This window comes from Actinomycetospora aurantiaca, assembly GCF_037401875.1.
In the GTDB taxonomy this organism is placed as follows: Bacteria; Actinomycetota; Actinomycetes; order Mycobacteriales; family Pseudonocardiaceae; genus Actinomycetospora; species Actinomycetospora aurantiaca.
This window is the reverse complement of record NZ_JBBEGN010000008.1, coordinates 80,540-100,166: the sequence shown is the minus strand read 5'-3', so window position 1 is coordinate 100,166 and position 19,627 is coordinate 80,540. Positions and strand designations below refer to the sequence as shown.

At 73.6% G+C, this 19,627-nt stretch carries 21 protein-coding genes and 1 tRNA gene; 16 read left to right on the top strand and 6 right to left on the bottom strand.

Annotated elements, in window-relative coordinates:
* Positions 1 to 23: 23 nt before the first annotated feature.
* The gene (locus WCD74_RS17320; protein ID WP_337696119.1) at positions 24 to 905 is read left to right on the top strand and encodes a hypothetical protein; all 882 of its coding nucleotides are present in this window, start codon (positions 24 to 26) and stop codon (positions 903 to 905) included.
* Positions 906 to 1,268: 363 nt separating this feature from the next.
* Positions 1,269 to 4,013 (top strand): type I DNA topoisomerase, encoded by a 2,745-nt coding sequence (topA, locus tag WCD74_RS17315; RefSeq protein ID WP_337696259.1) that lies wholly within the window; start codon positions 1,269 to 1,271, stop codon positions 4,011 to 4,013.
* On the opposite strand, the gene WCD74_RS17310 is transcribed toward topA, so the two are convergent.
* Positions 4,014 to 4,721, bottom strand: a complete 708-nt coding sequence (locus WCD74_RS17310) for a DUF998 domain-containing protein (protein ID WP_337696118.1) — start codon at positions 4,719 to 4,721, stop codon at positions 4,014 to 4,016. It abuts the gene before it with no gap.
* 70 nt (positions 4,722 to 4,791) lie between these two features.
* Between WCD74_RS17310 and WCD74_RS17305 the strand changes: the two genes are divergently transcribed.
* Positions 4,792 to 5,445 (top strand): TetR/AcrR family transcriptional regulator, encoded by a 654-nt coding sequence (locus WCD74_RS17305; RefSeq protein ID WP_337696117.1) that lies wholly within the window; start codon positions 4,792 to 4,794, stop codon positions 5,443 to 5,445.
* A 74-nt stretch (positions 5,446 to 5,519) separates the two neighbouring features.
* The gene (locus tag WCD74_RS17300) at positions 5,520 to 6,305 is read left to right on the top strand and encodes an excalibur calcium-binding domain-containing protein (protein WP_337696116.1); all 786 of its coding nucleotides are present in this window, start codon (positions 5,520 to 5,522) and stop codon (positions 6,303 to 6,305) included.
* Position 6,306: 1 nt separating this feature from the next.
* On the opposite strand, the gene WCD74_RS17295 is transcribed toward WCD74_RS17300, so the two are convergent.
* Together WCD74_RS17295 and WCD74_RS17290 are read right to left on the bottom strand one after the other, a co-directional pair.
* Positions 6,307 to 6,489, bottom strand: coding sequence for a hypothetical protein (locus WCD74_RS17295; RefSeq protein WP_286050519.1), 183 nt, complete (start codon positions 6,487 to 6,489; stop codon positions 6,307 to 6,309).
* Positions 6,490 to 6,518: 29 nt separating this feature from the next.
* Positions 6,519 to 6,833: a hypothetical protein gene (locus tag WCD74_RS17290; protein ID WP_337696115.1), complete on the bottom strand. Its 315-nt coding sequence runs from the start codon at positions 6,831 to 6,833 to the stop codon at positions 6,519 to 6,521.
* Between the two features lie 62 nt (positions 6,834 to 6,895).
* Between WCD74_RS17290 and WCD74_RS17285 the strand changes: the two genes are divergently transcribed.
* Together WCD74_RS17285 and WCD74_RS17280 are read left to right on the top strand one after the other, a co-directional pair.
* Complete coding sequence (locus WCD74_RS17285) at positions 6,896 to 7,369, top strand: hypothetical protein (protein WP_337696114.1); 474 nt, start codon at positions 6,896 to 6,898, stop codon at positions 7,367 to 7,369.
* 37 nt (positions 7,370 to 7,406) lie between these two features.
* Positions 7,407 to 8,609: a DNA polymerase III subunit delta' gene (locus tag WCD74_RS17280; RefSeq protein ID WP_337696113.1), complete on the top strand. Its 1,203-nt coding sequence runs from the start codon at positions 7,407 to 7,409 to the stop codon at positions 8,607 to 8,609.
* A 7-nt stretch (positions 8,610 to 8,616) separates the two neighbouring features.
* On the opposite strand, the gene WCD74_RS17275 is transcribed toward WCD74_RS17280, so the two are convergent.
* The gene (locus tag WCD74_RS17275) at positions 8,617 to 9,489 is read right to left on the bottom strand and encodes a hypothetical protein (RefSeq protein ID WP_337696112.1); all 873 of its coding nucleotides are present in this window, start codon (positions 9,487 to 9,489) and stop codon (positions 8,617 to 8,619) included.
* A gap of 77 nt (positions 9,490 to 9,566) precedes the next feature.
* Here WCD74_RS17275 and WCD74_RS17270 point away from each other — a divergent pair, with 77 nt between their 5' ends.
* From WCD74_RS17270 to WCD74_RS17255, 4 genes are read left to right on the top strand one after another with little or no spacing between them, the layout of a single operon-like run.
* Complete coding sequence (locus WCD74_RS17270) at positions 9,567 to 10,652, top strand: serine hydrolase (protein WP_337696111.1); 1,086 nt, start codon at positions 9,567 to 9,569, stop codon at positions 10,650 to 10,652.
* Entirely contained in the window at positions 10,649 to 11,101 is a 453-nt protein-coding gene (locus WCD74_RS17265; protein WP_337696110.1) for an ArsR/SmtB family transcription factor, read from the top strand. The genes WCD74_RS17270 and WCD74_RS17265 overlap by 4 nt, the downstream gene beginning before the upstream one ends.
* Positions 11,102 to 11,152: 51 nt before the next feature.
* A complete protein-coding gene (locus tag WCD74_RS17260; protein WP_337696109.1) occupies positions 11,153 to 11,623 on the top strand; it encodes a hypothetical protein in 471 nt (156 codons plus the stop codon).
* The gene (locus WCD74_RS17255) at positions 11,604 to 12,182 is read left to right on the top strand and encodes a DUF3558 domain-containing protein (RefSeq protein ID WP_337696108.1); all 579 of its coding nucleotides are present in this window, start codon (positions 11,604 to 11,606) and stop codon (positions 12,180 to 12,182) included. The genes WCD74_RS17260 and WCD74_RS17255 overlap by 20 nt, the downstream gene beginning before the upstream one ends.
* A gap of 245 nt (positions 12,183 to 12,427) precedes the next feature.
* Here WCD74_RS17255 and WCD74_RS17250 read toward each other — a convergent pair whose 3' ends face one another.
* Together WCD74_RS17250 and WCD74_RS17245 are read right to left on the bottom strand one after the other, a co-directional pair.
* Positions 12,428 to 12,904 carry a YbaK/EbsC family protein gene (locus tag WCD74_RS17250; RefSeq protein ID WP_337696107.1) on the bottom strand — a complete coding sequence of 159 codons (477 nt, stop codon included), beginning with the start codon at positions 12,902 to 12,904 and terminating at the stop codon, positions 12,428 to 12,430.
* Between the two features lie 25 nt (positions 12,905 to 12,929).
* The gene (locus WCD74_RS17245) at positions 12,930 to 13,718 is read right to left on the bottom strand and encodes a carbon-nitrogen hydrolase family protein (protein ID WP_337696106.1); all 789 of its coding nucleotides are present in this window, start codon (positions 13,716 to 13,718) and stop codon (positions 12,930 to 12,932) included.
* 22 nt (positions 13,719 to 13,740) lie between these two features.
* Between WCD74_RS17245 and WCD74_RS17240 the strand changes: the two genes are divergently transcribed.
* The 6 genes from WCD74_RS17240 to WCD74_RS17215 all read left to right on the top strand — a co-directional run bounded on the left by WCD74_RS17240 (position 13,741) and on the right by WCD74_RS17215 (position 19,594).
* On the top strand, positions 13,741 to 14,484 hold the full coding sequence (locus tag WCD74_RS17240) for an arylamine N-acetyltransferase family protein (RefSeq protein WP_337696105.1): 744 nt from the start codon (positions 13,741 to 13,743) through the stop codon (positions 14,482 to 14,484).
* Positions 14,481 to 15,305 (top strand): 5'/3'-nucleotidase SurE, encoded by an 825-nt coding sequence (locus tag WCD74_RS17235; RefSeq protein ID WP_337696104.1) that lies wholly within the window; start codon positions 14,481 to 14,483, stop codon positions 15,303 to 15,305. The genes WCD74_RS17240 and WCD74_RS17235 overlap by 4 nt, the downstream gene beginning before the upstream one ends.
* 48 nt (positions 15,306 to 15,353) lie before the next feature.
* Positions 15,354 to 15,427: transfer RNA gene (locus tag WCD74_RS17230), tRNA-Thr, on the top strand.
* 270 nt (positions 15,428 to 15,697) lie between these two features.
* Positions 15,698 to 16,510, top strand: a complete 813-nt coding sequence (locus WCD74_RS17225) for an ABC transporter ATP-binding protein (protein ID WP_337696103.1) — start codon at positions 15,698 to 15,700, stop codon at positions 16,508 to 16,510.
* A 1-nt stretch (position 16,511) separates the two neighbouring features.
* Positions 16,512 to 17,498, top strand: coding sequence for an ABC transporter substrate-binding protein (locus WCD74_RS17220; protein ID WP_337696102.1), 987 nt, complete (start codon positions 16,512 to 16,514; stop codon positions 17,496 to 17,498).
* Positions 17,499 to 17,620: 122 nt separating this feature from the next.
* Positions 17,621 to 19,594, top strand: coding sequence for an iron ABC transporter permease (locus WCD74_RS17215; RefSeq protein WP_337696101.1), 1,974 nt, complete (start codon positions 17,621 to 17,623; stop codon positions 19,592 to 19,594).
* Positions 19,595 to 19,627: the final 33 nt, after the last annotated feature.

The following is a 19,627-nucleotide window of genomic DNA, read 5'->3' as shown; positions in this document are numbered from 1 at the left end:
CGCATGTTCTAGAGTGCGCGCGCGTGGGGCAGATGTCGTTCTACTCGGCGGACGCCCTGCCGCGCGCGATCACCGACCTCGAGGGCGTGCTCTGCGCCGGCGGGGAGATGTCGCTGTTCGGCCGCGGGACGGCGGCGCGCCTCACCATCGTCCTCGGGGCACCGCCGCCCGAACCCGAGGATCTTCCCGACGACGAGCCGGTGCCGGTCGAGCCGGCACCCTCGGTCCCCGACGAGCCGGTGCCGGTCGAGCCGGCACCCTCGGTCCCCGACGAGCCCCCGCCGCCGCCGACGGTGCTCGTCGATCAGCGCACCTGGGAGGAGGGCGTCGACGAGATCCCCGACGACGACCTCCCCGTCCGCGACGACGGCCCGCCCGCCGACGCGGAGCCCGGGCCGCCGCCCCCGGCGCCGGCACCGGAGCCGCCGTCGGTCACGGACCCGGAGGCCGAGTGGCGCGCGCACGCCCTCTGCTGCGCCTTCCGGGGCCGCGGCGTCCCGGCGGAGGTGGAACGGGCCCCCGACGGCCGTCCGGTCGTCCGCAGCGCCTTCCGGGCCGATCTGCTGCCCCTGGCACAGCAGTGGCACACCGAGGCCAAGCACGCCCCGGACGCCCTCCATCTGGACGGGCCCCGCCTCCGGCTGTGGGTCCTGGCCGCCGGACGGTGGAGCGGCCGTGCCTACACTCTCGGTCTCGACCCGTCCGCCCCGACCACCCACGAGCCCCTGCTCACGGCGTGTCAGCGGGCGGGCCTCGGCGCCACCCTCGCCGAGGACGCCGACGCACCCGTCGTCCGGATCGTGGGGCGGGCGCGGCAGCGTCGGCTCGCCGAGCTGGTCGGGGGCAGGCCACGAGCGCTCCACGACGGGGTGTGGCCGGATCGACTCTCGGGGTCAATGCCGTGACCAGCGGGAATCGGTGGGTGGATCGGGAACGACAGCGATGCGTGTGACGTTCTCGATGGCACGGGAGACGCCGTGAGGCACACTGGCGGCGAGTGACGGGCCCGAGGACGGGACGTCACGACGCGACGAGACGAGGCATGACTGGTGGCAGCGCGAGGGGCAGCGGCTGGTTCGGCGGGCACGAGGTCGACACGGAGCGCGACCGCAACGGCGGACGCGGCGACGGTCGAGGAGGCCACCGCGCCGACCCAGCGCGCCCGGACGTCGAGCACGCGCAAGAGCACGTCCAAGACCACGTCCAAGGGCGGCGGGCGCAAGAACGGCAACGGCACGGCCACGCCGGCCGGTGACGGCAGCCGCCGGCTGGTGATCGTGGAGTCGCCGGCGAAGGCCCGCAAGATCGCCGACTACCTGGGCTCGAGCTACATCGTCGAGTCCAGCCGCGGCCACATCCGCGACCTGCCGCGCGGCGCCGCCGACGTGCCCGCCAAGTACAAGGGCGAGAGCTGGGCCCGGCTCGGGGTCGACGTCGACAACTCCTTCGAGCCGCTCTACGTCGTCACGCCGGACAAGAAGTCCACGGTCACCGAGCTCCGCGACGCCCTCAAGGAGGTCGACGAGCTCTACCTCGCGACGGACGGCGACCGCGAGGGCGAGGCGATCGCCTGGCACCTGCTGGAGACCCTGAAGCCGAAGGTCCCGGTCCGGCGCATGGTGTTCCACGAGATCACCGAGTCGGCCATCCGGGCCGCCGCCGCGAACCCGCGCGAGCTCGACCACGACCTCGTCGACGCGCAGGAGACCCGCCGCATCCTCGACCGTCTCTACGGCTACGAGGTCAGCCCCGTGCTGTGGAAGAAGGTCATGCCGAAGCTCTCGGCGGGCCGCGTGCAGTCGGTGGCGACCCGCGTGATCGTCGAGCGCGAGCGCGAGCGGATGGCGTTCGTGTCCGCCGGCTACTGGGGCATCGACGCGCAGCTCAACACCGGCGCGGGCGACCAGGCCAACCCGCAGACCTTCAAGGCCGGGCTGACGAAGATCGGCGACCAGCGGGTGGCCACGGGCCGCGACTTCGACGCCCGCGGGCAGCTCAAGAACGACGACGTGGTCCGGCTCGACGAGGCGGGGGCGAACCGGCTGGCCGAGGCCCTCGGCTCCAGCGACTACTCGGTCGCCTCGGTCGAGGAGAAGCCCTACACCCGCAAGCCGTACGCGCCGTTCATGACCTCGACCCTCCAGCAGGAGGGCGGCCGCAAGCTGCGCTTCTCGTCCGAGCGGACGATGCGCACCGCCCAGCGGCTGTACGAGAACGGCTACATCACCTACATGCGCACGGACTCCACGACGCTGTCGGAGACCGCGATCAACGCCGCGCGCAGCCAGGCGCGCGACCTGTACGGCGCCGAGAACGTCGCGGAGCAGCCGCGGCAGTACACGCGCAAGGTGAAGAACGCCCAGGAGGCCCACGAGGCCATCCGGCCCGCGGGGGACACCTTCCGGACGCCCGGTCAGGTCGCGGGCGAGCTCGGCGGCGACGAGTTCCGCCTCTACGAGCTGATCTGGCAGCGGACGATCGCGAGCCAGATGCGGGACGCCCGTGGCACGACCATGACCGTGCGCATCGAGGCCACCGCCGCGACCGGCGAGGCCTGCACCTTCACGACGTCGGGTCGGACCATCACCTTCCCCGGCTTCCTGCGGGCCTACGTCGAGACCGTGGACGAGCTCGAGGGCGGCCAGGCCGACGACGCCGAGTCCCGGCTGCCGCGTCTGGAGGAGGGCCAGGGCCTCACGGCCGACGAGCTCGACCCGTCCGGCCACGCGACCAGCCCGCCCGCCCGCTACACCGAGGCGAGCCTGGTCAAGACCCTGGAGGAGCGCGGCATCGGCCGCCCGTCGACGTACGCGTCGATCATCAACACCATCCAGGAGCGCGGCTACGTCTGGAAGAAGGGCAGCGCGCTCGTCCCCAGCTGGATCGCGTTCGCCGTCGTCGGGCTGATGGAGAAGCACTTCGGGCGGCTGGTCGACTACGACTTCACCGCGACCCTCGAGGACGAACTGGACTCCATCGCGGCCGGCAACGCGCAGCGGCAGACGTGGCTCTCGCACTTCTACTTCGGGGGCGAGACCGCGTCCGACGGCGGCGTCGAGGGCGCGATGGCCCGCGACGGCGGCCTGAAGAAGCTCGTCGGCGACAACCTCGAGGGGATCGACGCCCGCGAGATCAACTCGCTGCCGATCGTCACCGACGAGCAGGGGCGCGACATCGTCGTCCGGGTCGGGCGCTACGGGCCCTACCTCGAGCGGACGATCACCGAGGACGGTGAGGAGAAGAACCAGCGGGCGAACCTGCCCGAGGACCTCCCGCCGGACGAGCTCGACCTCGCGCTCGCCGAGCAGCTCTTCGCCACCCCGCAGGAGGGTCGTTCGCTGGGGACGGACCCGGAGACCGGCCACGAGATCCTCGCCAAGGAGGGCCGGTTCGGGCCGTACGTCACCGAGACGCTGCCCGAGGGTGACAAGTCCAAGCCGCGCACCGGCTCGCTGTTCAAGTCGATGACGCTGGCAGAGATCACGCTCGACGACGCGCGGAAGCTCCTGAGCCTCCCGCGCGTCGTCGGGAAGGACCCGGAGACCGGGGTCGAGATCACTGCGCAGAACGGGCGCTACGGGCCGTACATCAAGAAGGACAAGGACTCGCGGTCGCTCGACAGCGAGGACAAGCTCTTCACGGTCACGCTCGAGGAGGCGCAGAAGATCTTCGCGCAGCCGAAGCAGCGGGGTCGGGCCGCAGCGAAGCCGCCGCTCAAGGAGCTGGGCAAGGACCCGGTCTCGGGCGAGCCGATGGTGGTCAAGGACGGCCGCTTCGGCCCGTACGTCACCGACGGCACCGGCTACAACGCCTCGCTGCGCAAGGGCGACTCGGTCGAGACGCTCACCGACGAGCGGGCCGCCGAGCTCCTCGCCGAGAAGCGGGCGAAGGGCCCGGCGCCCAAGAAGTCGACGGCGAAGTCGACGGCCTCCAAGTCGACGGCCTCCAAGTCGACCGCCGCCAAGAAGGCGCCGGCGAAGCGGACGACCACCCGGAAGTCGCCGACGACCTGATCAGCTCACCCCGGCGGGCGTCAGCAACGGCGTCCGCCGGTAGAGCTCCAAGCTCGTGACGGCGAGCCAGGTCCACGCCAGGATCACGGCGACCCAGAAGCCGATCACGACGACGGGTGACGACGAGCCCGTCGTCACGCCCGCGAAGCCGATCAGGAACACGATCCCGGTGACCCGCCCGAACCACGGCCGGGACGTGGGCACGACGAAGCAGGCGACGATCAGGCACAGGAAGCCGAGGCCGGCGAAGGCGATGTGGCCGAGGCCGCCGATCGACGGTACCTCGACACCGCCCTCGGGCGCGCCCGGGGGGAACCCGTTGATCGGGTCGGCGACGAACGCGCCCGCGCCGACCAGCCCGATCCCGTACCCGACGACGAGCCACCCGCTCCAGGCCCGCCGCCCGCCGTCGAGGACCCGCAGCGACCGGTGCATGCCCACCCCGGCGGCGATCGTCATGAGCCCGCACACGACGAACGTCGCGATCTGCACCCAGCCGCCCGGGCCGTTGGCGAGCAGGGAGACGTCGTGGCGGGTGAGGTCGAACCCGTCGCGCACGAGGCCCTGGACCAGGGCGGAGACCACGTAGAGCGGCCCGGCGAGGAGTCCGTAGCCGAGCAGCGACCGGGTGACGGCGGCGTGCATGTCGGCGTCGCCGCGACCCACGAGCGGGCTGCCCGACGGTCCGGTCGGGCGGGTGTCGGCCATCGTGGACCCCTCTGGACTGATCGGTACTCGACTGGACCGGACAGTACTGAGCGCAGTACCGTCCGGTCCAGTGGATGAGCTGATCGTGCGGATCGAGTCGACCGCGGGCGAGGAACGTCGCGCGGAGCCGTCCCGCGTCGCGATCGTCCGGGCGGCCACGGAGCTCTTCCTCGCCCACGGGTTCCAGGCGACGGGCACGGACCGGATCGCCGCCGCGGCCGCCGTCTCGAAGCAGACCGTCTACAACCAGTTCGGCGACAAGCGCCGGCTCTTCGCGGCGGTCGTGCTCGGGGTGACCGCGACCGCGGAGGCGTACGGCGCGGAACTCACGGCCACGCTCGAGGCGGTCGAGCGGCGCGAGGACGTGGGCCCGGCGCTGCGGCTCCTGGCCCACCGGTGGACCGCGGCCGTCCTCGCCCCGGGCGTGCTCGCGGTACGCCGGCTCGTGGTCACGGAGGCGGGGCGGTTCCCCGACCTCGCGGCCGAGTACCACCGGAGGGCCCCCGGGGCGACCCTGCAGACCGTCGCGACGGGTCTCGGACGGTTGGCGCAGCGGGGCCTCGTCGACGTCACCGACCCGGAGCGGACGGCGGCCGACCTCGCGTTCCTGCTCTTCGGGGCGGAGCTCGACCACGCGATGTTCCACCCGGAGGCGCCACCTCCCGACGAGCGGCGGATCGCGGAGCTCGTCGACCACGCGCTGCGGGTCGTCGGGTTGGCGTAACGCCAAGATCCGGGCCGCCGATAGCCCGTTCGTCCGAGACGCGCGGGGCGTACGGACGAGATCGGGGGGAACCGGTGCGCATCGTCGCGCTCGTCGCCGGGGCCGTCACGGCCGTCCTGCTGCTCGCCGGGTGCGACCCGCAGACCGCGGTGCGCCCGTCCGGCTCGTCGGGCTCGTCGGGTTCGGTGCCCACCAGCGAGGCGTCGGCCTCGCCCGTCGCGGACGACGCGACCCCGGGGGCCGGCGCCACGTCGAGCGCCACGGTCACCCGCGTCATCGACGGCGACACCTTCGTCGTCAGCGGTGGCACCGAGGTGCGGGTGCTGGGGATCGACTCCTGCGAGGCCCCCACCGTCGGCGGCCGGAAGGCCACCCGCGCCGCCGAGGACGCGATCCTCGGGCAGACCGTCCGCCTCACCGCCGAGCCCGGCGTGGACCGCGACCGCTACGACCGCCAGCTGCGCTACGTCTCCTACGCGGGCGGCGACCTCGCCGAGACGATGGTCCGCGCCGACCACACCGCGATCTACACCAAGGGCCGCAACGACGCGTCCGCGTCCGTGCAGGCCCGCCTGCGCTCCCTCGACGGCAACGGCCGCACCTGCGGCGGGACGACGACCGCCCCGAACAGCCCGCAGCCCGCACCGGTCGTCGGGAACCCGAAGCCGAAGCCCGCACCGAAGCCGGTCGCCGCGCCGAAGCCTGCCCCCCGGCCGGTGGCGGCCGCGCCGAATCCGGCGGCGGCCTCCTACGCCAACTGCAGCGCGGCGAAGGCCGCGGGCGCGGCCCCGCTGTACCGCGGGCAGGCCGGCTACTCCGCCAAGCTGGACCGCGACGGCGACGGCGTCGCCTGCGAGTGAGTCAGTCCTTGGTGTAGGAGTAGCCGCCCGGCAGGTCGACGGTGCTCTTCTTCGTCCGGCTGTTCCAGGTGAACGGACCGAGCTTGAACGAGTACGACACCGTCTTGCCGGCATCCGAGCGCGAGACGTTGCGCCAGATCGGCAGCGGACCGAGGCGACGCTTCTTGCGGTAGTTCAGTCCCATGTCGGGTTCCTGCCCGTTCCGGGCGGCTCTCACGCGCGCCCGACGAACGCCAGCGCCTCCTCCGCGAGGTCGAGCCATCCCCCGGGTGAGACCTCGGGGACGGCGACCCACTCCCGCATCGGCCGCGGACCGAACGGCCGGCCGGTCCCGGCGTCGATCAGCTCCCGGACCCGCGGCGCCGGCAGCTTCACGACGAGGGCCTCGTCCTGCACCATCGCGAAGATCGAGCCGCGCACGCGCAGGGCGCCGGCGCCGAATCCGCGCCCCGCCGGGTCGGGGGGCTCGACGCCGGGGCGGTCCCGCAGCGTCGTCACGAGGCCGTCGAAGCACTCCCGGGGATCCACGCGGCCCAGCCTCGCGGGCTCGCGCGGTGGCCGAGGACGCCCGTTCGTGTGACAGTCGCTCCATGGACGAGCGGGGGGACGGCGACGCGCTGTCCGGTCCGGACGGCACCGGTCCGGGGCGGCGTGGGGACGACCCGACGGTCGCGCCGGCGGCCGCCTCCGACCTGCGCCTGCCGCCAGGGCCGACCGACCGGGACGGGATCACGCGCTGGATGGACGACGACCGCGAGCGGGCCCTGCGCCCGCTCGGTCGCGAGGTCCCGCCGCCGCGACCGGTCCGGCGGCAGCGGGTGCTGCCGCCGGAGTACACGGACACTTCGGCGCCCGTGCCCGCTCCCCGCGAGGAGTCCGCGTGGCGGCGGGAGCGTCGCGAGGAGGCCGAGTTCCGGGCGCAGTTCGGCGAGTGGCGTCCGGGGGTCCGGCCTCCCGGGCGGCGGTCCGGGGGAGGCGTCCTCGGCGGGGTGCGCCTGGGCGCGCCGCTGATCGTGCTGGTCGCGGTGCTGATCGCGGTGTTCGCGCTGGCCCTGGCCCTCTGAGCGGAGGCTGTCGGGGGTCTCGGGCATCATCGGGTCCGTGAGCGTGTGGTCGCAGGTGGTGGGTCAGCCGGAGGCGGTCGCCGAGCTGCAGGCCGCGGCCGAGCACGCGGCGCACGTCCGCTTCACCACCGACGCTCCCGACGACGAGCCGCGGCGGGCCGGCGGGATGACCCACGCCTGGTTGTTCACCGGGCCGCCCGGATCGGGCCGGTCGGTCGCGGCGCGGGCGTTCGCGGCGGCGCTGCAGTGCCCGCGCGGCGGCTGCGACGCGTGCCAGGTCTGCCGCACGGTGATGGCGGGGACGCACGCCGACGTGCACGAGGTGGCCACCGAGGGGCTCTCGCTCGGCGTCAAGGAGATGCGGGCGGTGATCGAGCGGGCCGCGCGGATGCCCACCACGGCGCGCTGGCAGGTCGTGCTGATCGAGGACGCCGACCGCATGACCGAGCAGGCGTCGAACGCCGTGCTCAAGGCGGTCGAGGAGCCGAACGAACGCACCGTGTTCCTGCTCTGCGCGCCCAGCGAGCACCCCGACGACGTCAGCGTCACGATCCGCTCCCGCTGCCGGCCCCTGCGGCTGCGATCGCCGCAGACCTCGGCGATCGCCGCCGTGCTCCAGGAGCGGGACGGGATCGACGCGCCGACCGCGTCGTGGGCCGCGAGCGTCTGCGGCGGGCACATCGGCCGCGCCCGCCGGCTCGCCCGCGACGAGAACGCCCGGCAACGCCGGGAGGCGGTCCTCGCCGTGCCCCGGTCGCTGCGCAGCGCCGCCGAGGTGTTCGCGGCGGCCGACGACATGATGGCCGCCGCCGAGGCCGAGGTCGTCGCGCTCACCGGCGAGCGCGACGAGGCCGAGCGCGAGGAGCTCGCCGTCTCGATGGGCGCGGGCGGCACCGGCAAGGGCGTCGCCCAGGCCCAGCGGGCGGCCAAGGCGGCGGAGAAGGAACTGGAGAAGCAGCAGAAGCAGCGTCAGACCCGCACGAAGCGCGACTCGCTCGACCGGGCCCTGATCGACCTGGCGGGCTACTACCGCGACGTCCTCGTGCGCGGCTTCGGCGCCGAGGTCACCGCCACCCACCCCGACCGGGCGATCGAGGTGGAGAACGCCGCCCGCGACGGATCCCGCGAGTCGGCGCTGCGCCGCCTGGAGGCCGTGCTCGCCTGCCGGGAGGCGCTGGAGACGAACGTGAAGCCGCAGATCGCGGTCGAGGCGATGGTGACGGCGCTGCGGGCGGGGTAGTCCCTCCTCAGTCCTCGACGAACACCAGGTCGGCGAGCGGCACCGTCAACGACACCCGGTCGCCGTCCTCGGTGAGCAGCTCCGCGAGGTTCGTGCGCTGCCCGGCCACCTCGACGGGGTCGTTGTCGGCGCCCTGGGCCTTCACCCACTCGACGAAGGTGCGCTCGGAGTCGGCACGCAGGTAGTCGGTGGCGCGACGGAACAGCTTCGGGAGGATCAGCTGGCCCTCCGGGCCGATGTCGGCCTGGGTCGCGAGGGTGAAGCCGCCGGACCGGTCGGCGGCCCAGACGCTGCCGGCGCCGGTCGCGGCGGCCGCGAGCTCGAGGAAGCGGGCGCGGACCGGTTCGGGGGTCGAGGTGTACAGGGTCAGGTACGCGCGGCCGTTGCTGGTCTGTACCGCGTTGACCGACGCGTCGACCACCGTGGCCGGGTCGACCTCGTCGCCGTCCGCGTGGCTCGTGACGGCGTCCCCGGTGACGAGCAGCGCGACCGGACGGCCGTTGACCTCGACCAGGGCCGCGCAGATCGCGGCCGGCACCGACTCCGGCGTGGACGAGGTGACCGTCCCGCCGTCGTCGTAGGCCACGTCGGAGAAGCCGACGGCCGCGAGCAGGGTGTCCCGTGCCTCGTCCGCGAGGGGCTGGGCCTCGTCCTGGTAGTGCGTCTCCGGCGAGTCGATGGCGTCGAGGCGGAGCTGGAGGCTGCCGTCACGCTCGCCGGGCTCCACGCGGTCGCCGTTCTCGAGGCCGCGCACCGTCTCGAGGTCGTCGGGCACGAAGCGCACCGAGTCGCCGTCGGGCTGGTAGCCGACCACCACGAGCCGGCCGCGGATCCACGTGAACGCCATGGGGTCCTGCTGCCCGGCGGGCGGACGCTCCACGCCGTCGAGGAGGCGAACAGTGGGCGACGCCTGCTACTTTCTCCGTCATGTCGAGATTCCGGATTCTCGTAATCGCGATGGTCGTGGGTCTGACGCTGCTCGCGTGCGGCGGGCCGGCGGAGGCCCCGCGGGCGCAGGCGCTGCCGCCGAACCCGCCGCGCCCGGCCGGGTGCACCCCGCCGACCTCGACGGACCTGACGAAGCCCGCCGGATGGCTCTCCCGGATCGCGAACCAGCCGGGCACGGTGGGGCTGGTCGTGGACGACGGGCGCGGGCGGGTCGTCTCGCACGAGGCGACGCGGCCCTTCGTGCTGGCGTCCGCGGTGAAGGTGGTGCACCTGACGGCGTACGCGGCAGCGGTGGCCGACGGGCGCATCCGACCCGACGAGCGCGTCAGCCGGGCCGACTGGGAGCGCTGGTACGTGGCCGGGACCGACGGCGGCGTGCACCCGCTGGCGGTGCAGCGGCTCGGGCCCGGGCCCGACTACAGCGTCGACCAGCTGGTGTCGGCGATGATCCAGGACAGCGACAACGCCGCCCCCGACTGGCTGCGGGCGCGGCTCGGCGACGACGCCCTCCGGGCGGCCGCGTCGACGGGCTGGGACGACGTCGACCTGCCGAACTACGCCGGTGCCGCGGCCCGACTCGCGATGCCCTCGCTGGCCCCCGCGGGGGCGACCCGGCTGCAGCTGGCGCAGGTCGACGCCCAGCTCGGACGGCGGGTCGCCGACGACCCGGCGTTCCACGCCGACGTCGAGCAGCGCCTCGCCGCGGCCGCGGCCCAGGACCCGGCCCGTTTCGTCGCGGACGCCCAGGCCTGGTCGGCGACGAACTCGCAGGGCACGGCGGCCCAGCTGCTCGGCGTGCACCGGGCGATCGCGTCCGGCACCGTCCCGGGCGCCGACATCGCGGCCCGGCACCTGACGTGGCAGGGGCCGACGCCGAACGGCACGATCGGGTTCAAGAGCGGGAACTTCGTGAACGTGCTGACCTTCGGCGGCTTCCTGCGTCGCGACGACGGGTCGGTCGGCTACGCGGTGGTCCTGGCCGGCGATCTGCCGCTGACACCTCCGGTGGGCGAGCAGGTCCCGGGTCAGCAGAACCTGGTGCTCGGCGCCCTCACGTCGCCAGAGGTCCTCGACCGGCTGGTGTGCGTCGCGTGAGCGTCGAGGACCGCCTGGCCGACCTCGAGGCCCGGGTCGCCGCGCTGGAATCGGCGCCGGTGGCCGTCGATCCCGTGGACGACTCGGGGTCCGTCGGCTACGAGGGGGCGGTCCGGCTCGACGGGGAGGTGTCGTGGCGGATCGGCTTCTCCCCGGCCGCGGTCCTCGACCTCCCGGCCGTCCCGACGGCGGAGGTGCTGGCCGCCCTCGGCCACACCGTCCGGCTCGCGCTGGTCCGCCGGCTGTTGACGGGCCCGGCCTCGGCGGCGGAACTGCAGGAGGCGGCGGAGCTGTCCTCGACGGGGCAGGTCTACCACCACCTGCGCGCCCTGACCGCCGCCCGCGTCGTCGAGCAGGACGGCCGCACCTTCCGGATCCCCGCGACCGGCGTCGTCCCGGTCCTCACGATGCTGCTCGCCGCCGGCGACGTCGCGGGACTGCTGCGGTGAGTTCTCCCGTTCCGTTCCCGACGGCGGGTTCGCCTGGCTAGCGTGGGCCGGGTGAGCTCGCCCGTCCCGCCCGGCTTGTACTCCGAGCCCCCGCGTGGCGTGTCCGCGATCCCCACACCCGCCCCGCAGGCGTCGGACCCGACGGTCCTCGCGAACGGCCAGGTGATCCCCCGCCAGGCGATGCCGACCGTCGGCGGCGGGGAGTCGTTCTTCGTCGACCTCACTGCGGCGCCCCTGGTGCTTCGGGATCTCGTCGACGCTCGCGAGAAGCTCGAGGAACTTCGGCAGGAAGCCTTCCGACTCGGGCGGGTTGACCCTGGCGTCTCTGACGAGGTCAGCCGGGACGCCGCAAAGGTCCTTGGTCTCGTGGCCGTCGGCGGCTCGGGATCTCTGCTCCACGCGCTCGACGGAGGAGTTCGTCGACTGGACGAGCTGATCGGAGCGCTCCGAGCTGAACTCGTGTCCTACCAGGGCGTGGAAGCGGCGACTCGAGCTGGGATAGATGGCGCTCAGAGGACTTGAGCTCGCCGTCATCGTGCTGATCGGCTTCGCGCTGAGCGGCTGCACTGGTGCATCGGAGCCGAACGCCGTGCCGAGCACGGCATCGACGACCCCTCCCTCACGCTTTGGCGCACCGATAGTGCCGAGTCCTGCCGACGTCTCGGGCTTGGCGACGTCGCCGTGCACCTCGACTTTGAGCGCCTCTGAGCTCCGGTCCATGAACTTCTTGGCGCCCGGCCGCCAACGCTCGAATCTCGGGGCCGTCGCGTGCGCGTGGACGTCGACGACTGACGACCGTCTGACGGTGACCGTCGATATAGGTCGAGACTTGTTGGTGGATTCGTATCGAGCTCGGCCAACGCCGATCTTCGAGTCGGTCGCGGTTGGGAACTTCCCGGCTGTGCGGCAACGGACATCCTTCGACGTCAACACCTGCACCGTCACTGTCGGCGTCAGTGACCGGCAGGCGCTTGAGGTCGACTGGACGGGGCACAAGCCGCCGTCGGCTACCGAGGATCCGTGCGCGAAGGCGGAGGAGGCGATTGCGCTCGTCGTCAGGAAGCTCCCGCCGCAGCGGTGAGTGCTACATGGGTCATGCCGGCAGCACTCCGGAGCTGCCTCGTGTAGCAATCGGCGTGGGGCCGGCGGCCGCTCCCGCAGCGAGAGCTACATGAACCACGCCGATCGGGCTCGAGAGATGCCTGATGTACTCCTGATCTTGGTCAGGGCCATGCCGCCGCGACCACTGCGCGAGAACCGATTCCATCGGAATCGGTTCTCGGGCATGTCCCGCACTCGCGAGTCACGCTCCGTACAACCCAGCGCTCACTCCGCGACGTCCACGACCTCGCCGCCCGTCGCCTCCACGAGTCCGGACGGCAGGGCGTCGAAGACCGTCCGCGGCGAGCCGGCCGCTGCCCAGACGCGGTCCCAGGCGAGGACGCCGCGCTCGATGTAGGTCGTCACCGGCGCGACCAGGCCGACGGGCGCCACGCCCCCGATCGCGAACCCGGTCCGTTCGCGCACGAAGGCGCCCGACGCCTGCTCCACCGGCTCGCCCACGACGGCGGACAGCTTCCCGACGTCGACCCGCGTCGACCCCGAGGCCAGCACCAGTACCGCGGCGTCCGTCGACGGGACCCGGAACACCAGCGACTTGACGATCTGGCCGACCTCGCACCCGAGTGCCGCCCCCGCCTCGGCCGCGGTCCGCGTCGACTCCGGGAGCTCCCGCGACCGACCGCCCATCCCGTGCGCGACCAGCGCCTCGGCCACCCGGTCGACACTGCGCACCTTCGCCATGCCGATCATCGTGGCACGACGGCCGTCACATCCGACGGTTCGCCAGGACCGGCAGCACCTCGCGCGTCCGAGCGACCGACGCGGTGTCCACGTCCACCACGAGCAGCCCCGGGTCGGCCTCCAACGACTCGACCACGACGCCGAACGGCGACGCCAGCAGCGAGTGCCCCACGCCCCGCGGGGCCTTGCCCGGGTCGACGCCGGACGCGAGCGGGTCCGCCTGGTCGCAGGCCGCCACGAACGTCGTCGAGTCGATCGCCCGCGCCCGCACGAGCAGCTCCCACTGCTCGACCTTGCCCGGCCCTGCGCCCCACGACGCCGGCAGCAGCACCGTCGACGCGCCCCGGTCGGCGAGGGCACGGAACAGCTCCGGGAAGCGGATGTCGTAGCAGACCGCCAACCCGATCGTCTCGCCGTCGACCTCCACGACCACGGGCGAGGACCCCGGCGCCACCGTGTCCGACTCGGCGAACCCGAAGGCGTCGTAGAGGTGGATCTTGTCGTAGGAGGTGTCGACCCCACGCCCCGTCGCGAGCAGCGTGTTCGTCACGCGCCCGTCCTCGGTCGGGGTGAACATGCCTGCGACGACGAGCACGCCGTGCTGCTCGGCGATCGCCCGGACCTCGTTTGCCCACGGCCCGTCGAGCGGCTCCGCGACCGGCTTCAGCGAGACCCCGAACCGGCACATGGTCGCCTCGGGGAACACCACGACCGTCGCACCCTGCTGAGCCGCGAGCGCCGTGTGGTCACGGACGATCTCCAGGTTCGCCTTCGGGTCGTCCGTGGCCAGGATCTGGGCGAGAGCGACGCGCATGCGCCCGTGTATACCGGGCGCCATGGATGTCGCCACCTATCTCTCCCGCATCGGTGCGGACGAGAACGACGACGTCGCCACCCTCACCGAGCGGCACTTCCACGCCGTTCCGTTCGAGAACCTGTCGATCCACCTCGGCGAGACGGTCGACACCCGGCCGGAGGCGCTCTACGACAAGATCGTCGTCCGGCGCCGTGGCGGGTTCTGCTACGAACTCAACGGACTGTTCGCCTGGCTGCTCGGCGAGCTCGGCCACGACGTCCGCTTCCTCGGCGGCGTGGTCCATACCCCCGACGGCGACACGGCGCCGCTCGCCCACATGGCGCTGAGCCTTCACGACGGCACGTCGGAGCGGCTCGTGGACGTCGGATTCGGCGGGTTCATGGTGCCGCCCACGGCGCTGGACGCACCATCGACGCAGCTCGAGCCGCAGGCCGACGGCGACGTCGAGGTCCGTAGCCCGGCCGGGAAGACGGGCTACCGGCTCGAACGCCGGGAGCGCTCCCGCGCCGACTTCGCCCCGACCTGCTTCTGGACCGCGACCCACCCCGACTCCGGCTTCACCCACGGGCCGACCTGCACGCTGCCGACCCGTGAGGGCGGCCGGGTCACGCTGGCCGGCGCCCGGCTGATCCGCACCGCGCCGGACGGCACCCGCACCGAGGACGACCTCTCCGACGGCGAGGCGCTCTCGGCCTACCGCGACGTCTTCGGCATCACCCTCGATCGCCTGCCGGTGGCGCTCCACCCGCCGCAGCCGGCGTGAGGGCGCACCGGCTGGTCCTCGTCCTCGCCGCACTCCTGCTCGGCGCGTGCGGAGCCGCTCCACCGGCCCCGGTACCTCGCGCAGGTGGAGCACCAGCTCCGACGACGGCGACGCCGGCGGCCGCCCCCGCCCCGCTACGCATCCTGCTCACGGACGACGACGGGTGGCAGGCGGGCGGCATCACCGCCGTGCGGAAGGTGCTCACGGCTGCCGGATACGACGTCACGCTCGTCGCGCCGGAGAGCAACCGCAGCGGCGTCGGCGCCTCGTCGGACGGCAGGACCGAGCTCCGGGAGAAGGGACCGGACACCTATGCGGTCGACGGCATGCCCGTGGACGCGGTCCGCGCCGGGCTCGAGCTCATGCGCTCCGACCCGCCCGACCTCGTCGTCTCGGGCACCAACCTCGGCCACAACTCGGGCACCGGGATCGTCGAGTCCGGGACCGTCGGCGCCGCCGTCACCGCCGCGACGGCCGGCGTCCCGGCGATCGCGTCGTCCACGCACCGGGCGAGGTCCGAGAGCGACTGCACTGCGACCGCCGCCTACGTCACCCGGCTCGTGCAGACGCTCGGCCCGGAGCTGTTCGCGCCCGGCACCGTCGTGAACGTCAACTATCCGTCGGGGCGGGTCGCGGACGAGGTGCAGGTCCGCGACCCACTCACCGTCGAGCTCGCCGGCGAAGAGATGACGGTGCCGACCGACGGTCCGGCGGACGACGTGGACCTCCTCGACGACGGCGTGGCCACCCTGAACCAGCTGACGGTCGGCGGTGCCCCGTCGGACGCCGTCGTGGACCGGCTCCGCGAGGTGCCGGCCTGACCCCGCTCGTCCGGGGCGGAGCCCAGGTCCCCTACACTCGTCGCTGCTGCCGCCTTAGCTCAGTCGGCCAGAGCAACGCACTCGTAATGCGTAGGTCTCGGGTTCGAATCCCGAAGGCGGCTCCGAAGGTGGAGGCCCTGTCGCACTGCGACAGGGCCTCCTTCCGTCCACCCCGGGCCTTCCCGGTGGACTCCTCCGAGCGGACCGCATCCAACGGCGAGTGGTCGGGAGGGGCGGGCGGCGTCGCCGCGCCGGTGCCTCTCCGTCCCAGATGGTGCGTTCTGCCTCTCCGTGTCCCGAATGTCCCCGCTCGGGCGGATCCGCGGCCGGCTGCCTAAGGTGAGGCTGCCCTGACGAGCACCACGGTCAAGTATTTCCGAGGAGGGAGTTCGGTGGGTCGAGCACGCGTCGTCGCGTCCGAGCTCGCCGTCGGGCATGGCGCTCGCCGCGTCCTCGACGGTCTCGATCTCTGCTTGCGCGGCGGCGCCGTCACGGTGCTGGTCGGACCCAACGGATGCGGCAAGTCGACGCTGCTCCGGACGGTCGCGGGGCTCCAGGAGCCGCACGCCGGGACGGTGAGCATCGACGGCGAGCCGTTGGCCGGGCTGTCGCGCCGGGAGATCGCGCGACGACTCGCCTTCCTGCCGCAGAGTCCGCTGGTGCCGGCCGGAGTGAATGTGCGGGAGCTCGTGCGCCACGGTCGCTACGCCCATCGCGGGGCGTTCGCCCGTCACACGGGCGAGGACCGGGACGCCGTCGGGTGGGCGCTGGAGGTCACCGGCGCCGAGGCGCTGGCCGAGGCCCGACTCGACGAGCTCTCCGGCGGCGAGCGCCAGCGGGCGTGGCTGGCGACGGTGCTCGCCCAGCGTGCCGACATCCTGCTGCTCGACGAGCCCACGACCTACCTCGACCTGCGTCACCAGTTCGAGGTGCTCGACGTCGTGCGCCGCCTCGCCCACGACCACGACATCGCCGTCGGGGTCGTCCTGCACGACCTGATGCAGGCGGCCGCCTACGGCGACGAGGTCGTCGTCGTCGCCGACGGCGGGATCGTCGCGTCCGGCTCGCCCGAGGCGGTCCTCGTCCCCGAGGTCATCGAACGCGCTTTCGGGATCGAGGTCGACGTGGTGCGCGACCGGACCACCGGCCGGCTCGCCTGCTTCCCCCGGCACCGACCTCACGAGAACCCCGAACCGAGGAGCTGACATGACACGACGTCCGGTGCCCGGGCGCCGAGGTGCCGCCTTCGCGCTGCTGCTCTGCAGCGTTCTCCTCGCTGCGTGCGGCGGAACAGTGGGCGACCCGGGGGCCAGCGCCCCACAGGCCCCCGCGGCCATCACCATCGACACGGCCCGCGGCCCGGTCGGGCTGCCCGGGCCGGCCACGCGTGTGGTGTCGCTCGAGTGGGTCCACACCGAGGAGCTGCTCGCGCTCGGTGTCGTCCCCGTCGGGGTCGCCGACATCCGGGGGTACGGCGAGTGGCTGCAGGCCCCCGACGTGGCGATCCCGCCGGGCGTGCGCGACGTGGGCACACGGAACGCCCCCAGCCTCGAGCAGATCACGGCTCTCGACCCCGACCTGATCATCGCCTCCGAGGACCGGGTCGGCGCGGGCTACGAGGCGCTGAGCCGCATCGCGCCGGTGCTGTCGTTCGACTACAAGCGTGAACCCCAGCTCGAGAACCTCGAGCAGCGGTTCCGTGGGGTCGGTACGGCGGTGGGTCGCACCGACCGGGCCGAGGACGTACTCCGTGCGCTGGAGGCCCGCACCGGCGAGCTGCGCTCTCGGCTCGCGGCGGCCGGTCGGGAAGGCGCGGCCTACAGCATGGCGCAGGGCTACACCAGCCAGGGTGCACCCACGATCCGCCTCTTCACCGACCGCTCCGCGGCCGCGCAGGCGCTCAACGCCGCGGGTCTGCGCAACACCTGGACGGGCCAGGCAGATGCCTACGGTCTGACCATCGTCGGCGTCGAGGGACTCACGCGGATCTCCCCGCAGTCGCAGTTCCTCTACGTCGCCAACCCCGCCGACGACCCGTTCACCGGCGCCCTCGCGGCCAATCCGCTCTATCAGGGACTGCCCTTCGTCGCCGAGAACCGCACGACCGGGCTCGACTCCGGCACCTGGCAGTTCGGCGGTCCCTCCTCGATGATGTTCCTGCTCGACCAGGCAGGCCGGGCGTTCGGGGTGTGAGCGCTTCGGCCTCCCCCCGGACGAGGGACGCCGCGCACCCCGACGGTTGTCCACGGGGGCGCGGTCGGGCGCGGACGAGCCTCGCCATCGGTGCCGTCGTCGTCGGTGCGGTCACGGCGCTCGTGGGCGCGATCGTCGCGCACCTCGGCGTCGGCGCGTCCGACGTCGGCCCCACCGCGCTGCTCCGCGTCCTCGACGGCACCGCCGACCCGCGCACGGTCGAGGTCGTCCTCGGCGCCCGGTTGCCCCGCACCCTCACCGGGCTTCTCGTCGGTCTCGCGCTCGGGGTGGCCGGCGCGGTGGTGCAGGGCTCCACCCGCAACCCGCTGGCCGCCCCCGACACCCTCGGCATCAATGCGGGTGCCTACGCCGCCGTCACGCTTGTCGCGGTGTCCGGCGTGCAAATCGGCGTCCTCGGCCAGGGCGGTGCCGCGCTGCTCGGCGCCCTGCTCGCGGCCGCCCTGGTGTACCTGATCACGTCCGGTGGCGTGGCCGCGCCCGGGCGGGTCCTGCTCGCCGGGGCCAGCATCACCCTCGCCGGCACCGCGGTCGCCGAGTTCCTCCAGATCCTCGACGAAGGGGCGACGGGGGGCTTGTTTTTCTGGGGCAACGGCACGCTGCTCGCGGCGAGCCTCGATCGGCCGCTGGTGCTCGGCGCGGTGATCGCCGTGTGCTTCACGGTGGTCCCGCTGCTCGCACGACCGCTCGATCTGCTGGCCCTCGGTGACAGCGCCGCAGCCGCGCTCGGGCTGCGGGTCGACCGGGTCCGGCCGGGGGCCCTGCTGCTGACCGTGGTCCTCGCCGCCACCTGCGTCACGCTCGCGGGGCCGGTCGGCTTCGTGGGGCTGGTCGCGCCGGCCGCGGTTCGAGCGCTCAGCATCCGGCGCCACGCCCTGCTCCTCCCGCTCGCGGGCGCCGCCGGGGCCGTGCTCCTGCTCGGCGCCGACTCCATCGCCCAGATCGTGCTGCCGTCGTCCGCCGGCTACAGCGAGGTCCCCGTGGGCGTGGTCACCGCGCTGGTCGGCGGGCCGGTGTTCGTGCTGCTCGCGCGACGCGTGGTCACCGGTGACGTCGACGGCGGCGCGGCGGTGACCACCGGCCGTGGCCGACGCGACGGCCCGAACCGCGCCTGGATCGCGATGACGACGGCCGCGGTGCTACTGGTCCTCGCCCTGCTGTTCGCGGTACGCACCGGGGACGTCGACATCGGATGGGGGCAGGTCCTCGCGACGCTCGTCGGAGCCGGCGACACCCTCTCGGTCGCCGTGCTCGACCTGCGCCTACCCCGCATCGTCGTGGCCGCCCTCGCGGGCGCATGCCTGGCCGTCGCCGGCGTGGCAGTGCAGTCGGTGGTGCGCAACCCGCTGGCCGAACCGGGCCTGCTCGGCATCAGCTGGGGCGCCGCTGCGCTCGCCGTGGTGGTCATCGGCGTGGTGCCCGGCGCGCCCGCCCTGCTGCTGCCGCTCGCCGCCGGGCTCGGCGGGATCGCCACGGCCGGGCTGGTCATGCTGCTCGCGCGCAGCGGGGGAACCCTCGACCCCACGCGCGTCGTCCTGGTCGGGCTCGGGGTCGCCGCGACGGCTGCCGCCGTGGTCAACATGATCGTGGCGGGGGCGCAGTTCAACGCGGCGGCGGCACTCTCGTGGCTCGCGGGGAGCAGCTACGCCCGGGACTACAACGCCCTGTCCTGGCTCGTCCTACCCGTCCTCGCGGGCGTCGCCGTGGCCCTCGCCCGACGCTCGGTCGATCTGCTGGCCCTCGGCGACGACCTCCCGCGCGCCCTCGGGCTCTCCCTGCGCCGGACCCGCGTCGCCGTACTGCTCGCCGCAGCCGTGCTGGCCGGCGGCGCGGCCTCCGCGATCGGGACGGTGGGCTTCATCGGTCTCGTCGCCCCACACCTCGCCCGTCCGTTGGTGGGCAACGGCACCGGCCGCCTCACCGTCATGTCCGCGCTGCTCGGCTCCCTGCTCGTCGTCGCCGCCGACGGCATCGGCCGGTCCGTGCTCGCGCCGGTGGAGGTACCGCTGGGGGTGGTCACCGCGATCCTCGGCGCGCCCTACCTGGTGTGGCTCCTCCGACGATCGTCCCGCGCGTGACTCGATTGCGGGGCGGACTCCCGGGCGTCCCCG

Excerpts from the sequence above, each read along its gene's own strand:
- WCD74_RS17270 (WP_337696111.1), top strand. The coding sequence starts at position 9,567 with ATGGTCGTGGGTCTGACGCTGCTCGCGTGCGGCGGGCCGGCGGAGGCC.
- WCD74_RS17310 (WP_337696118.1), bottom strand. The coding sequence starts at position 4,721 with ATGGCCGACACCCGCCCGACCGGACCGTCGGGCAGCCCGCTCGTGGGT.
- WCD74_RS17255 (WP_337696108.1), top strand. The coding sequence starts at position 11,604 with ATGGCGCTCAGAGGACTTGAGCTCGCCGTCATCGTGCTGATCGGCTTC.
- WCD74_RS17285 (WP_337696114.1), top strand. The coding sequence starts at position 6,896 with ATGGACGAGCGGGGGGACGGCGACGCGCTGTCCGGTCCGGACGGCACC.
- WCD74_RS17250 (WP_337696107.1), bottom strand. The coding sequence starts at position 12,904 with ATGGCGAAGGTGCGCAGTGTCGACCGGGTGGCCGAGGCGCTGGTCGCG.
- WCD74_RS17220 (WP_337696102.1), top strand. The coding sequence starts at position 16,512 with ATGACACGACGTCCGGTGCCCGGGCGCCGAGGTGCCGCCTTCGCGCTG.
- WCD74_RS17240 (WP_337696105.1), top strand. The coding sequence starts at position 13,741 with ATGGATGTCGCCACCTATCTCTCCCGCATCGGTGCGGACGAGAACGAC.
- WCD74_RS17245 (WP_337696106.1), bottom strand. The coding sequence starts at position 13,718 with ATGCGCGTCGCTCTCGCCCAGATCCTGGCCACGGACGACCCGAAGGCG.
- WCD74_RS17295 (WP_286050519.1), bottom strand. The coding sequence starts at position 6,489 with ATGGGACTGAACTACCGCAAGAAGCGTCGCCTCGGTCCGCTGCCGATC.